Origin of the sequence: Colwellia sp. MB3u-8 (genome assembly GCF_014076985.1) — a bacterium.
Classification (GTDB): Bacteria; Pseudomonadota; Gammaproteobacteria; order Enterobacterales; family Alteromonadaceae; genus Cognaticolwellia.
This window is the reverse complement of the sequence record NZ_JACGVA010000068.1, coordinates 460,192-475,382: the sequence shown is the minus strand read 5'-3', so window position 1 is coordinate 475,382 and position 15,191 is coordinate 460,192. Positions and strand designations below refer to the sequence as shown.

The 15,191-nt window shown below is 38.8% G+C and carries 11 protein-coding genes and 1 tRNA gene; 7 read left to right on the top strand and 5 right to left on the bottom strand.

Annotated features, from left to right (window positions below; all coding sequences use genetic code 11):
* Positions 1 to 1,905: 1,905 nt before the first annotated feature.
* A tRNA-Leu gene (locus H4J54_RS14505) sits at positions 1,906 to 1,990 on the bottom strand.
* Positions 1,991 to 2,661: 671 nt separating this feature from the next.
* Here H4J54_RS14505 and H4J54_RS14500 point away from each other — a divergent pair.
* Complete coding sequence (locus tag H4J54_RS14500; protein ID WP_310650136.1) at positions 2,662 to 3,168, top strand: RDD family protein; 507 nt, start codon at positions 2,662 to 2,664, stop codon at positions 3,166 to 3,168.
* Positions 3,169 to 3,300: 132 nt separating this feature from the next.
* Here the strand turns inward: H4J54_RS14500 and lptG are convergent, their stop codons facing one another.
* Positions 3,301 to 4,368: an LPS export ABC transporter permease LptG gene (gene lptG, locus H4J54_RS14495; RefSeq protein WP_182191686.1), complete on the bottom strand. Its 1,068-nt coding sequence runs from the start codon at positions 4,366 to 4,368 to the stop codon at positions 3,301 to 3,303.
* The gene (lptF, locus tag H4J54_RS14490) at positions 4,368 to 5,492 is read right to left on the bottom strand and encodes an LPS export ABC transporter permease LptF (RefSeq protein WP_182191685.1); all 1,125 of its coding nucleotides are present in this window, start codon (positions 5,490 to 5,492) and stop codon (positions 4,368 to 4,370) included. Before lptF ends, lptG begins: the two co-directional genes overlap by 1 nt.
* Before the next feature lie 239 nt (positions 5,493 to 5,731).
* On the opposite strand from lptF, the gene pepA reads away from it, so the two are divergent.
* The 4 genes from pepA (at position 5,732) to H4J54_RS14470 (ending at position 11,154) form a co-directional block, all read left to right on the top strand.
* Complete coding sequence (pepA, locus tag H4J54_RS14485; RefSeq protein WP_182191684.1) at positions 5,732 to 7,237, top strand: leucyl aminopeptidase; 1,506 nt, start codon at positions 5,732 to 5,734, stop codon at positions 7,235 to 7,237.
* Positions 7,238 to 7,268: 31 nt separating this feature from the next.
* Positions 7,269 to 7,745: a DNA polymerase III subunit chi gene (locus H4J54_RS14480; protein ID WP_182191683.1), complete on the top strand. Its 477-nt coding sequence runs from the start codon at positions 7,269 to 7,271 to the stop codon at positions 7,743 to 7,745.
* Positions 7,746 to 7,767: 22 nt separating this feature from the next.
* Complete coding sequence (locus H4J54_RS14475; protein WP_182191682.1) at positions 7,768 to 10,638, top strand: valine--tRNA ligase; 2,871 nt, start codon at positions 7,768 to 7,770, stop codon at positions 10,636 to 10,638.
* 306 nt (positions 10,639 to 10,944) lie between these two features.
* Entirely contained in the window at positions 10,945 to 11,154 is a 210-nt protein-coding gene (locus tag H4J54_RS14470) for a cold-shock protein (RefSeq protein ID WP_146879877.1), read from the top strand.
* 704 nt (positions 11,155 to 11,858) lie between these two features.
* Here the strand turns inward: H4J54_RS14470 and hemH are convergent.
* Both hemH and H4J54_RS14460 read right to left on the bottom strand, forming a co-directional pair.
* The gene (gene hemH / locus H4J54_RS14465) at positions 11,859 to 12,875 is read right to left on the bottom strand and encodes a ferrochelatase (RefSeq protein ID WP_182191681.1); all 1,017 of its coding nucleotides are present in this window, start codon (positions 12,873 to 12,875) and stop codon (positions 11,859 to 11,861) included.
* An 8-nt stretch (positions 12,876 to 12,883) separates the two neighbouring features.
* The gene (locus tag H4J54_RS14460; protein WP_182191680.1) at positions 12,884 to 13,462 is read right to left on the bottom strand and encodes a glutathione peroxidase; all 579 of its coding nucleotides are present in this window, start codon (positions 13,460 to 13,462) and stop codon (positions 12,884 to 12,886) included.
* A gap of 358 nt (positions 13,463 to 13,820) precedes the next feature.
* On the opposite strand from H4J54_RS14460, the gene ccmA reads away from it, so the two are divergent.
* Both ccmA and ccmB read left to right on the top strand, forming a co-directional pair.
* Positions 13,821 to 14,492, top strand: coding sequence for a cytochrome c biogenesis heme-transporting ATPase CcmA (gene ccmA / locus H4J54_RS14455; RefSeq protein ID WP_182191679.1), 672 nt, complete (start codon positions 13,821 to 13,823; stop codon positions 14,490 to 14,492).
* A gap of 11 nt (positions 14,493 to 14,503) precedes the next feature.
* Entirely contained in the window at positions 14,504 to 15,187 is a 684-nt protein-coding gene (gene ccmB, locus H4J54_RS14450) for a heme exporter protein CcmB (RefSeq protein WP_182136430.1), read from the top strand.
* The last annotated feature ends 4 nt before the right edge of the window (positions 15,188 to 15,191 follow it).

Here is a 15,191-nt window from a genome sequence, read left to right as displayed (position 1 = left end):
AATGTGAGTGTCCACACAAATTGCATGATAACTAATTGTTAAAGAAAGCTAGTTTATCTCTGAGGAGAAAACTAACCGATACAGAATCTCATTCGCTCTATACCGTAAAGTAATTCGTTGCTGCAGGCCTTGCCTGAAGCGAGGTGCGTATCTTACGCACCTGAGTTTTAATGTCAACGTTTTATTTGGTTTTTTTAAACTTTCTTTTCAGAAGATTCAAACTCACTTTTAAAACGTTAACTTAACTGCTTAGCTCTTATAAAGAGTAGTTAAGCTATTAAAACCGTTCGTTTGGGTTACCCCTTGGAACTGGAGCGCATTCTAGCGATTTCTGACTTCACGTCAACACTTAATATCAATTAAATTGCGAATAAGTGTTTGTTTGCCTCTTAATTAAGCAACCCCTGCTGTGACTGACGATTAAAGCACCGTTATTGTTATTTTTTAATCGATAACATAGGTAAGTATCAACTTAATGAAAGAGCTATGTAGGGTAACTTTATCTTCATAGTCATATTTTTCATCAATCTATCTTGTTTTAACCAGCAGATAATTCCAAACCACTATATTCATCTCTTAAAAAGATAAAACGGCACTCTTATATATAGACTATTCAATGACAGGGATTAACAGCCGTATTAAATCCTACTGATGTCTACAGTGTCGTCAAACTCATATTGCTAGATATAAATTTAGTTCATTAACTATTGAATACTATAAAACATCAATGCATTGATAGAGAGCAGATTTTTGTCAATAAAATGGTGTTTCCAAGTAAACTCATTTAAATAAGTCACTTCGGTTAATTTTTATTAGATTTATGGATCGTCTATGTTTGCTTGGTTTAATTATCTTAATGCTACACTGCCATAAAGCTATAAAATTAGGTTCAACTCATTACCTGAATAGTAGGTATTACTTCTATACCTAGTTAAAACATCTTACATATTGTTCACACTAACTTTTAATTATCGCCATATTAAAAATTCATTCTTTATGATGTCAGTAATCATGTGCAAATTAGACAACCATTAGCAAAAAATTACTCAGCGCTATAACAGCACCTTATACTGGTGAGCTATGAATAAGAAATACATCGTGGGAAAACGCTAGGTTACTACTATGCTACTGAGAGTCACCTAGCCTTTTTTGTAAAACAGCATACGTAATAATAAGAAATAAATGGCATATTATCCTGCGAAAAAATCTGGCGTTTGTTTACTGCGATGCTCAACAGGAAGCTAATATTTTACTTTACCATTTACTTTCCTAGGCAAGCTTACAAAGAAAAGCTTAACGCTGGAATAGGTTTATTACTTAAGCGGTAAAGATTTTCGCTAACCAGTGATGAGCTAGTATCTATGAAATTGACAATCCAATTACAACGAGGCAAACGCTAAAATGCTGTTTTCTGCACTTTTTTACGTATAGAAAAAGATAAAATGAGTATTGGTTCACTTATAAGTGCTGATATCGAGAAGTATGATATTAAAGAAAAGAGTTATTAATATACAATTTCGTTTGTCATATCTAAATCGAGTTATCACTAGAGTGTGTGAGAAAGCTGAGCTGCCCACTCTAGTCTAAATATTTCACTCAGTTATAACACTTGAACACAGCATAATTATATCTCAGTTAATGACTAGACTTGATCACGAAAATATTAGCTCAAGTACCTCAAACAATAAATTGCAAATACAAATAACAATTTAACATGACGACTAAATTTATAGAGTTTTATTTATTTTGATAAAGGCAAGCTTAACGCATAAAACATTTAGCTATGGTGAAGTGGTACGACGAGAAAATACTAAAATACAGCATAAATCCATGAAATTTCAGGCACAAAAAAACCGACATTTACTGTCGGTTGTTTGTGTTATAGCCCTTTAAAAAGGGGAAGAATGGTACCAGCGGTCGGACTCGAACCGACACGTCTTTCGACAGGGGATTTTGAATCCCCCATGTATACCAATTTCATCACGCTGGCATTTCTTTTCTATAACTTCAATAATATAAAGCCTTATTGAAGAGAACAGCATTATACGAAAAATATTCGTGTTAGCAATAGTTTTTCTTTCATTATTACTTAAGTGCTGATTATTTGTTCATCAAGCGACAGTCTTTACCGATTTTAGCTGTTTTTCTAGCCAAACTCTGGTCTCAAATATATTATCAAAAAAAGCATACTTGATACCTGCGGCTCGTAAATTTTGTTAAATAGGTTTTCGCTTAACTGTGATCTTGTGAAATACGCTAGATTTACCGCCGCCACTTTAGTTTTGCTATGGAGAATGCCATTTATATGATATTTAAGACTCGCTTCAACACTAACCGCTTCGCCTTTAGGTGTGAGTAAAACACCAAGATTACGCTGTTCAGTTTTTGTAACAGCAGGAGACAAAGCTTGGTGCAAATTGTTTAAGGACTCACTATTCCACTGTCCTTGGGTTGCAACCAATATCAAGTTGTCTGCTATCGTCAATTCCAACGCGCTATTTGGTACAAAAAGTGGTTGTTATTAAATCTCCTGTTTTATATTCTAAGCCCTTAATATTTCATCTTTTTTTGTCTGATTTCTGCCTGGAAATTAAAAATTTCGCTCTCTTACTTATACTTTTATAGGCCTTTTGTTAAACTAGTACAAATTTTTCTATTGATATGGCTATGTCTTTAACTTCTAACTCACCTTTTCCTCGTGCAGGCTTTCGACGTCGTTTGGCTTCATGGTTGTATGATGCTTTAATTACAATCGCTGTTTACATGAGCGCTGGTGCAGCTTCTTTTTTAATTATTTCATTAATGGTTCATTTTGGCATTTTTGATTTGCAAGGTTATCAGCACTTAAGCGATACCATCACAAATACTTATTGGTTGCTGTGGCCCAATGAACTTTGGAAACTGAGCTGGGTGGCATTTTTCTTTATCTGGTTTTGGTCTAAAAGCGGCCAAACTTTAGGTATGAAGGCGTGGCGTTTAAAAGTTCAAAATCAAGATGGTAGCTTAATTACTAAGACCACCGCTTTAAAACGCTTATTGCCAACGTTATTAGGGTTGGGCAATTTTATGGTCTTGGTTGATAGAAAAGATAAATTGAGTCTACAAGACCGTTTAACTGATACCGAAGTGGTGCTTTTAACGCTTGAAGCAAATAGGGGCAGGCTGTAATTATTTGAAGCTGTAACTACTATAAAAGCCGAGGTGAATGCAGTAATGCGTTCACCTCTGGTGGCCAACCTAAGCTTTGCATTATCAAATTTCCAGCATAATATTTCAAAGCTTTTGTTAGGTTTTATCTTGCTAACTTGCGCGTTTATTCATTAAATACAAAGCAATACTGACAAAAATCAGGCTAGGCATAAAAGCACCGAAAATAGCGGGTAGCTGATAAACCAAACTGAGTGATCCTAGCACTTCATTGACAATAAAGAATAAAATTCCCGTGGCCACGCCCATCATAATTCTTGCCCCCATAGATACTGAACGTAATGGACCAAAGATAAAAGATAGCGCCACCAATAACATGACTGCCAAGGTAAAGGGTTGTGCTATTTTTCGCCAAAAAGCTAGTAAATATCGGCTTGGATCTTGTTTGTTGGCCTCAAGGTAATCTAAGTAATCACTTAAACCCCTTAGTGACAATGACTCAGGCTTAACGGTTACAACACCTAATTTATCGGGTGTTAATGTTGAACGCCAAGTCATCACGGCTTGGCTTTCTTTACTAATTTCCGTTGCGCCAATTTTGGTTTCAATAACATCGCGTAATTGCCAAGCATCTTTTTGATAAACGGCGCTAGTGGCTGATACCCAACTCGACAGCTTAAGCTGCTCGTTAAAGCGATATATTTGGATGTTTTTTAGAGACCCCTTGTCTTGTACTTCACCTATATGAACAAAGTAGTCACCATCTTTTGCCCACGTGCCGCCGCTTGATGAAATTAAACTCCCCCCTGAAATGGCTTGAGCTCGCACTTGTCGAGCTGCGGCTTCGCCTTGAGGTGCTAGCCATTCACCAATCGCCATACTAACAATGATCAATAACAATGCTGATTTCATTACTGATTTAATAATATCAAGACGTGAAAGCCCTGCCGCCTGCATAACAATAAGCTCGCTACTGCTTGCCATCATCCCCATGCCAATTAAGCCACCGATTAATGCAGACATAGGAAAAAATAACGAGACATCTTGTGGAATAGCATAAAGCACATAAAGCGCAGCGTGGGCCAAATCATAATTACCTCTGCCAACTGACTTCATTTGCTCAACAAATTTAATAATGCTGCTCAGACTGACAAATACCGCTAAGGTGGTGAAAGTTGTAGAGGTAATAACGCGACCTATGTACATATCTAAAATACGCATTAAGCAGCAACCTTATTTTTAGCTTTCTTCACTTTAAATTTCCTACCACCTTTTCGGCCTTTAACCAATAAACTTAAGCCTAATACCAGCACCGTAAAGTGCACTGGCCACAAACCAATATATTGTGGCACTGAGCCTCTTTCTATCCCTGAACGAATCGCGGTTAGTAATAAAAAGTAACTTAAAAACAGTAACAATGCCGGTAGCATTTTACCAAATTTACCTTGGCGCGGATTAACGACACTTAATGGCACGGCCACCAAGGTCATAATAATACAAGCCAATGGAAAGGCGATCCGCCATTGGCTTTCTGCACTTGTTTCTGGCGTTTGTGCTTGATACAGCTCTGCGGTTGGTATTGCACTGAGCTTGCGGCGTTTATGGGCCACCTTTTGATCTTGAATTTGAATATAATATTTATCAAAGGAAACTTGTCGAAACTCTTTATTTTTGATGTCATTTTGATAACGGGTACCGGCTGATAGTATTAAACGCTGTGAGCCAGTTTCTTCTTCAACAACTTGGCCGGTTGCGGCATAAACTAGGCTAGAGTCAATAACGCTGGCGTTTGGTGTGCTTTCATTAGGCAACTGCGCAACAAAAACTTTTTCAAAAGTATTGTTATTACGATTTTTATCATGAATAAAGATGACTGCTTTTTTATTGCCTGTGGTTTGAAAACGTCCAGCAATAAGCGAACTTAAACCTGAATCAGACGCAATTTGATCTTTAACTTGATGTTCATACTCTGCTGCCATGGGCGACAAGTAAAGCGTAAATATGCCGGTAATAATCGCGGTAACAAAACCTAGAATTAAGGTAACGCGCACCACATACCACTCACTGACACCACAGGCATGCAGTACCGTCATTTCATTTTCAGCGTAAATACGGCCATAAGCCAATAAAACCCCAAGAAAAAAACTTAAGGGTAAAATCATGCCAGCAAGATCAGGGATTTTGAGGCCAATAAATGTCATCACTAAATGACCTGGAATGCCACCTTCTGAAGCATCATCAAGCACACGAACGAATTTATTGCTGATAAATATTGTCATAATGACAAGAAATACCGCAAGTTGGGTTTTGGCAACTTCTTTGAGCAAATAACGAAATATAATCACAAAGTGATCCTATAAAAACTTAGTTTTTTCTGACATACAGCCATTTTTTCAGTAAACTTGTTATTTTTAGCATTAAACTAAATTTAAGCTTGCTAGGTAACGCTGTGCAATCCGGCTATAATTATAGCCTTTAGCCGAATACATTTAAAAGCAAGCTTAACGATTATTTACTGTTTTTAGCAAGATAAATAGTATATTTTCAATGAAATATACGCATTTGAGTCAAATTAGGAGACATCATGGAGTTCAGTGTAAAGAGTGGCAGTCCGGAAAAACAACGTAGCGCCTGTATTGTTGTCGGTGTTTTCGAACCTCGTCGTTTGTCAGCTATCGCAGAACAACTAGATGAAATTAGTGAAGGCTATATTAGCAATCTATTACGCCGTGGCGATCTAGAGGGAAAATCAGGGCAAATGTTGTTATTACATCATGTGCCAAATATTCTTAGTGAACGCGTATTATTAGTGGGCTGCGGTAAAGAACGTGAGTTAGACGAACGTCAGTATCGCCAAATTATCAGCAAAACGATCAGTACCTTAAATGAAACCGGTTCAATGGAAGCAGTGTGCTTTTTGTCTGAATTACATGTTAAAGGCCGCGATACCTACTGGAAAGTACGCCAAGCGATTGAAGCAACACAAGATTGCCTCTACAGCTTTAACAGTTTGAAAACCCGTAAAGAAGAGCCTCGCCGCCCTTTACGTAAAATAGTATTTAACGTCCCCACTCGCCGTGAGTTACCGATTGGTGAACGTGCTATTAACCATGCTTTGGCTATTGCAAAAGGTATAACAAGCTGTAAAAACGTGGCTAACATGCCACCTAATATTTGTAATCCTGCCTATTTGGCTGAACAAGCTCAAATGCTGGATAGTAACTATGACAATGTCAGTACTAAAATAGTTAACGAAGAAGAAATGGCTGAATTGGGCATGGGCTCATATTTGGCCGTAGGTCGTGGTTCGGTTAATGAGTCACTGATGAGTATTATTAAATATGATGGCGCTGGTGATGATTCAAAGCCGCTAGTGTTAGTCGGTAAAGGTTTAACCTTTGACAGTGGGGGTATTTCATTAAAACCAGGCGCAGGCATGGATGAAATGAAATATGATATGGGCGGTGCAGCCAGTGTTTTAGGTGCTATGCATGCACTGGCAGAACTTGCTCTACCGATCAACGTGATTGGTGTTTTAGCGGGTTGTGAAAACATGCCAAGCAGTAACGCATATCGCCCCGGCGACATCTTAACCACTATGTCGGGTCAAACCGTTGAAGTATTAAACACTGATGCTGAAGGCCGTTTAGTTTTATGTGATGCCTTGACCTATGTTGAGCGCTTTGATCCCGAATTGGTTATTGATTTAGCCACCTTAACAGGGGCTTGTGTTGTGGCTTTAGGTGCTCATGCAACCGCCTTATTCAGTAGTCATAATCCACTGGCGCATGAGTTATTAAACGCTTCTGAGCAAAGTGGTGACAGAGCATGGCGCATGCCTTTATGGGACGACTATCAAGATCAACTTGAAAGCCCATTTGCTGATTTTACCAATTTAGGTGGTAAAGAAGCCGGCGCAATCACCGCCGCCTGTTTCTTATCACGCTTTACCAAAAAATATAATTGGGCGCATTTAGACATTGCCGGTACGGCATGGCGCAGTGGTAAAAACAAAGGTTCAACCGGCAGACCGGTAAGCATGCTAACGCAGTTCTTATTAAATCGTTCTGGCGCTGAGCAAGGCGAATAGTTTTCACTGAATTTATAGCCGGAATAAAGTCATGCTAACCCAAGCAATGTTCTACAGTATTGAAGAACAAAGTAGTATTGTAGGTGTCACTGAAGCACAGCTGCACCTACACTATGCCTGCCTGCAAGCGGCTCACTTTTACCGGCAAAATCAGCGAGTATTTATTTATACTCAAGATCAACAAAGTGCTCATGATATTGATGAAATGTTATGGGCCTTTGATCCAACAAGTTTTGTACCCCATAATTTAATTGGTGAAGGTCCAAAACAAGGTGCTGCCGTCGAAATTAGCTGGCAGCCCCCAACAAACCGGCGTGCGGTTTTAATCAATTTAACCAGCAAGGTGCCTAACTTTGCTCACCAATTTTCGCATTTGATAGATTTTGTACCCCGTGATGAAACATTTAAACAACAAGCTCGAGATCGTTTTCGAACTTGTCGCCAATGGGGTTTTCAGGTCGCTCACCAAGTGGCAAGCGCACCGCAAACTATCGATACAACAAGTTAAAATTCTTCTGACGGAAACTCTGATGGAAAAAACATTTACCCCCGCTGATATTGAACAATCCCTTTATAAAAGTTGGGAAGAACAAGGTTACTTTAGCCCGACAGGTGAAGGCGATAGCTACAGCATTGCCATTCCACCACCCAATGTGACGGGTAGTTTACATATGGGCCATGCTTTTCAGCAAACCATTATGGATACCTTAATTCGTTATCAGCGTATGCAAGGTAAAAATACCTTATGGCAAACAGGCTGTGACCATGCCGGTATTGCAACACAAATGGTGGTCGAGCGTAAAATTGCCGCAGAAGAAGACAAAACCCGTCATGACTATGGCCGCGAAGCCTTCATTGATAAAATCTGGCAATGGAAAGAAGAATCTGGCGGCACTATCGGTAAGCAAATGCGCCGTTTAGGCAACTCTATTGACTGGTCTCGTGAACGATTCACCATGGATGAGGGTATGTCTGAAGCCGTGCAAGAAGTATTTGTTCGCTTATATGAAGACAACTTAATTTATCGCGGTAAACGCCTAGTTAATTGGGATCCAAAATTCCACACGGCAATCTCTGATTTAGAAGTCGAAAATAAAGACAAAAAAGGCCACATGTGGCATTTACGCTACCCATTAGCTAATGGAGCAAAAACAGCAGAAGGTCTTGATTATTTAGTGGTTGCTACCACACGACCTGAAACTATGTTGGGTGATACCGGTATAGCAGTAAACCCAGAAGATCCTCGTTATAAAGATTTAATTGGTCAACAGGTTTTATTACCCTTAGTTAATCGTTTAATTCCCATTGTTGGTGATGACCATGCCGATATGGACAAAGGCACAGGTTGTGTAAAAATAACTCCGGCTCATGACTTCAATGATAATGAAGTCGGTAAGCGTCATCAATTAACGCAAATCAATATTTTTGATAAAGACGCCGCGGTATTAGCCACTGCTGAAGTTTATGATACTAAAGGTGAAGTGTGTGACGTATATGATGCACAATTACCCACTGAATTTGCCGGTATGGACCGTTTTGTAGCCCGTAAAGCTATCGTGGCTAAGTTTGACGAATTAGGTTTGTTAGTTGAAGTAAAAGAGCATGATTTAGTTGCCCCTTACGGTGATAGATCTGGCGTTATTATTGAGCCATTACTTACCGACCAGTGGTACGTACGTGTAGAAAAACTTGTCGGTCCTGCCGTTGACGCGGTAAAAGATGGCCAAATAGAGTTTGTACCTAAGCAATATGAAAACATGTACTTTGCTTGGATGAACAACATTCAAGACTGGTGTATTTCACGCCAACTTTGGTGGGGACATCGAATTCCCGCTTGGTATGATGAAAATGGCAAAGTTTATGTTGGTCGTACAGAAGCAGAAGTACGTGCTAATAACCCCATTGGCGACGACATGAAACTAAACCAAGATGATGATGTACTTGATACCTGGTTCTCATCAGCTTTATGGACGTTCTCAACCCTAGGTTGGCCAAAAGAAACCGAAGATTTAAAAACCTTCCATCCTACTGATGTTTTAGTTACCGGTTTTGATATTATTTTTTTCTGGGTTGCTCGTATGATCATGATGACCATGCATTTCAACAAAGATGAAAAGGGTAAAGCCGAAATACCGTTTAAAAAAATCTACATGACCGGCCTTATTCGTGATGAAAATGGCGATAAAATGAGTAAATCAAAAGGCAATGTTATTGATCCCCTAGACATGATCGATGGTGTTTCGCTTGAAGACTTACTACAAAAACGTACCGGTAATATGATGCAGCCAAAAATGGCCGCTAAAATTGAAAAGCTGACCAAAAAAGAATTTCCTAATGGCATAGAAGCCCACGGTACTGATGCTTTACGCTTTACCTTGACGTCTGTGGCAACCACTGGCCGTGATATTAGCTGGGATATGAAACGTCTTGAGGGTTACCGTAACTTTACCAACAAGCTATGGAATGCCAGCCGCTATGTACTGATGAATACGGAAGAATTTGATTGCGGCCGCTCTACACCAGACAAACCTAGTGGTGCAATGGAGTTTTCACTGGCTGACCGTTGGATTATTGGCCAATTACAACAAACAGTTAAAACTGTACATGAAGCCTTTGATGCTTTTCGTTTTGACTTGGCTTCACAAGCATTATACGAATTTACTTGGCATCAATTTTGTGACTGGTATTTAGAATTAACGAAACCCATATTATTTAAAGGCAGCGAAGCACAGCAACGTGGCACTCGTCATACCTTAGTTAATGTCTTAGAAAGCTTGCTGCGTTTAATGCACCCGATAATGCCATTTATCACTGAGACTATTTGGCAACGCGTTGTACCCTTAACTAACTTTGAAAAAACTGGCGATAGCATTATGATACAAAGCTTTCCACAGTTTGACCAAAGCCAATGTGACCAAACCGCCATTGATGATTTAGAGTGGGTTAAACAGTTTGTAGTAGCCATTCGTAATATTCGGGGTGAAATGGATATCACGCCAAGTAAGCCATTACCGGTACTACTTAAACATGTTAATGCTGATGACCAACGTCGCCTGAATGAAAATGAACAATTTATCAGTGCCTTAGCAAAATTAGAAAGTATTACGTTATTGTCTGACGACGATAAAGGTCCAGCGTCTGCCACCGCCGTTGTTGGTGACTTATCAATATTAATACCTATGGCAGGTTTAATCGATAAAGACGCTGAATTAGCTCGCTTAGACAAAGCCATTGATAAGTTATCAAAAGACGCAGACCGTGTTCGTGCTAAGTTAAACAATGAAAGTTTTGTTGGCAAAGCACCCGAAGCTGTGATCAATAAAGAAAAAGCAAAGTTAGCTGATGCTGAGTCTACCCTGGCTAAAATGGTTGACCAGAAAACCCAAATAGCAGAAATTTAAACGCTGATTCAAAATAAAGCATAAAAGCCAGCCTCTTAGCTGGCTTTTTTTTGTGCTAAAAAAGTAAAATAATCTTGGTTTTATTTAGAGATTCCTTAATTCTAATGTGTTAATATATATTCGCGTTGAGTTTTTGCGTTTCGGGATAAGGAAAGATCTATTGGTCAAAAGACCTATGATCAGCCTAGACGCTTTAATATGTGTTACTGGAAACCTTTCTCTATTTACATGTTAGATAGAGGGCATTTACTCCGTATATGGCCATTTTGGCTAAACTTTAATTTTTGACCTGCGAGAAATGTTGGTATGTCTGATACAGTAACTGGTAAAGTAAAATTTTTTAACGAATCTAAAGGATTTGGTTTCATCGAGCAAGAAAACGGCGCTGACGTTTTTGTTCATTTTAGTGCAATCTCTGGCGACGGTTTCCGTACATTGACTGATGGTCAATCGGTAACTTTCAGCGTAAAACAAGGCCAAAAAGGTCCTGAAGCTGAAAACGTAGTTGCATCTTAGTCTACAGTGCATAATAAGCTTTAGTATTAACTAGCGCTTAAATAAAAACGAAACTTATGTTTCGTTTTTTTGTTTTTATCGCTTGAAAAACCTGAGTAATACGACTTATAACCTGACAGCCTCTAGCCATTGAAATAAGTAAATGAGCAGATATAATCAATAGCACATGGTTATTGTTCCAAACTAAACATAAGTCCCTACCTCTATGTCGACAAAATGCTCGATTAATTCTTACATGGTCGTTACTCGCTATCCATGGCTTCACAAATCGCTTCACAGCATGAGTAAATCCTTGTAGATGGATTTAGTAATAGCTAACGTGTGTTATTGAGAGCAAAGCAGCCGTAGTGTATTTTAACCAGCACAGCGGAGGAATAACATAATGCAATGGGTGTGTAAGCTAGGAGAACAATGCAAGCGCATATTGACGAGCGATAATTAGTTATTGGAATTGGAGATAACGCGAGTATGGAGCGTTTAAACCATCTCAAAATAATCGATTATTTATTTTAATGACGACTGTAACCAAGAATTTAAATAATTGCCGAAAAGTAAACGACAACTATTTAAGTTTAGTAGCTAAGTTCAATAGTTAAATTCAATAGACAAAGCTACTTAAGCACAGTTGCCTCGCTGAGCAATAACTCACCTATATAATTCTAGCAAAGTAAGGCTTTTTATCTATAGTCTTTAAAGCAGAGTATTTAATTAATATGTGGTTCTATTAATTCAAGCATAAGGTCAATGTGTGCATCATCATCATTTAGTGCTGGAATATAATGATATTTTTCACCTCCAGCATCAATAAATACGTCTTTGTTTTCATGTACTAACTCTTCTAAAGTTTCTAAACAGTCAGCACTAAATGCCGGGCTAATAATCGCTACATGCTTATTGCCATCTTCAGCAAGTTTTGCCAAGGTTTCATCTGTATAAGGTTTAAGCCACTCAGCTTTACCAAAACGCGATTGAAAGGTCATAACATAATCATCTTTACTTAAGCCAAGTTCTTCAACAACTAAACGGGTGGTTTTATGGCTAAAACAATAATATGGGTCGCCCTGCTCTAAAAAATACTTTGGCATACCATGATAAGAGAAAACTAACTTATCAGGCTTACCATGTTCAGCTATATAGTTATTAATACTGGCCGCTAATGCCTTAATGTATAAAGGTTTGTCATGATAGCCACTTTGAAAATGGATACTGGGGATCCAACGCCATTTTTTAATTTTATTAAATACTGCATCAAAGGTTGCCCCTACGGTTGGGCCCGCATATTGTGGATACAAAGGTAGAACAATAATATTGTTAACACCATTTTTTTGAAAATTTTCTAAAGCGTCAGCAATAGATGGATTACCATAACGCATAGCCACATCAACCATCACGTTATCGCCATACTTTGCCGTTAGTACTTTCTCAACTTTAGCTTTTTGTTGCTTACTAATCACTAACAAAGGCGAACCTTCCTCAGTCCAAACCGTTTCATATAACTTAGCTGATTTCTTTGGCCGCACTCGAAGAATAATGCCATGTAAAATCACAAACCAAATCAAGCGAGGAATTTCCACTACTCGTGGATCAGATAAAAACTCGCCCAAATAACGCCTAAGTGCCTTTGGTGTTGGGCTATCGGGTGTACCTAGATTAGTTAATAATACGCCCGTTTTTGTTGTGCAATCATGAATCTTTTTACTTTGGCCTGCATATCTTGACATAATTCTCTCTATAATATTTCGTTAATGACGTTGACAAAAATGTCTGAATCAGGCTTTACGCGGCTGTTAAAGTGCTTAACCGTTTTACCATCCGCGCTAACTAAATACTTATAAAAATTCCATTTAGGTGCGGTGGTTTTTTCCGCTAATGCTTTAAAAATAGGATGAGCCTCACTGCCATAGACATGCACAGGCGATAACATAGTAAAAGTTACACCATAGTTTACAAAACAGATATCAGCCGTATCTTTTTCGTCATCTTCTTCTTGAAAAAAGTCATCTGATGGAAAGCCAATAACCACTAGACCTTGCTCTTTGTATTCTTTATGCAAAGCTTCTAGCGCTGTAAATTGTGGAGTAAAACCACAATGACTAGCCGTATTCACAATTAACATTGCCTTACCCGCCGTTAACTGACAAAGATCAAGCAGTTCTTTAGCATGCAATTTTTTTTCACTGTGTTGCATAAATGCTAAACATTGTGATGAAGGGTCGATGTTAATGTTTTTAGTGATATCAACTTCGGCCTGCGCTTTAACGGTAAAGGTTGTTAAAGCAATGATGCTAATCAAGAATAAATTTTTCATGAGCTTCCTTTTTAGGGCTATTTCTGCCGACATATTATCGTAATTATCTCAGCAAAGGAATTATCCGTGCTTGTGACAATGTGTTATTTATTGTATCCGTTATTATACGAATTGGATCAATAAATTGATCACTTATTAAAAATTAAATAGCCTTATTAACAAAGCTGTGCGGAAAACCTGTTACTCAGCTTTATTGAACGATATAGTAGCCTGCGATGTGTTTGCAGCGATTCAAGTAAAACCTGAAACACAAATTAAAAACTAGTGACATAAATCAAAAGCTAGTCGGTTTATTAGGTTAATATCATCTCAATAATGACATGTGCCTGAACTACACGTAACAATTAAGTGAAAAAGTTTGTCCAGATTACACAGCAAAAACACAGTATTTACACCGAACACCAATAGCTTACTAAGCGCTAGTAACTTAGCTTGTATACGTGGCGATCGCCTGTTGTTTGAAACGCTTGATATTCACATTGCCGCAGGCGATATTGTGCAAGTTGAAGGACCAAATGGTGCTGGAAAAACTAGTTTATTGCGCATTCTTTCCGGTCTTTCTCAGCCCTATGACGGTGCGGTTTATTTTCAAGATGAAAGTATTACGCAACACCGTGAAGCATTCCATCAAGATTTACTTTATTTAGGTCACTTACCCGGTGTTAAAGACGAGATAACCGCACAAGAAAATCTCGAGTTTAATCTGGCTTTACATGGCCTAAATAGTGACACAGCCGAGGCGACATTAGCAGAAGTTAACTTACTTGGCTTTGAGGATGCGCTTGCTGCTCACTTAAGTGCAGGACAGCACCGTCGAATATCTTTAGCCCGCTTATGGCAAAGCCAAGCTAAAATTTGGATTTTAGATGAACCCTTCACCGCTATTGATAAGTTAGGCGTGGAAAAATTAGAACAATTATTTTTACAACATGCTGACAACGGTGGCTGTGTGATATTAACCACTCATCAAGATCTCTCATTACCCGCAGAGCGAGTAAAGAAAGTCACTTTAGCTTATCGTTTTTATTAGGGTCATCAGTTATGACACAAGTTTCTTACCGCGCGGCCTTTGGCTTAATTGTTAAAAGAGATCTGATGATCGCTTTTCGTCATCGCGACGACATTATTAATCCTTTATTGTTCTTTGTTATTGTCGTCACGCTATTTCCGTTAGGCGTTGGCCCAGAAAGTACAACGTTATCACGCATTGCCCCAGGCATTATTTGGGTTGCGGCTTTACTCGCCACTTTGCTATCACTGGACAGATTATTTAAGTCTGATTACGCAGACGGCTCACTAGAACAAATGCTATTAAGTCCGCAGCCAATATTTATATTAGTGCTGGCTAAAATTGTTGCACATTGGTTGCTTACTGGCTTACCATTAATACTTATTGCGCCACTGCTCGCGGTATTACTGCATTTAAATGAGCACAGTTATGGTGCGCTCATGCTAACACTATTGCTGGGCACGCCGGTATTGAGCTTGCTTGGCGCTATTGGCGTTGCTTTAACCGTTGGCATTAAAAAAGGTGGGGTATTACTCAGCTTGTTGGTACTGCCGCTGTACATTCCCGTACTTATTTTTGCCACTAGCGCAATCGATACTGCGGCAATGAACTTACCTTATAACGGACAACTTGCTATAATCGCGGCAATATTTTTTGCCTCGTTAACCTTGGCCCCATTTGCTGTAAGTGCAGCGCTGAAAGTGAGTACAAATTAATATG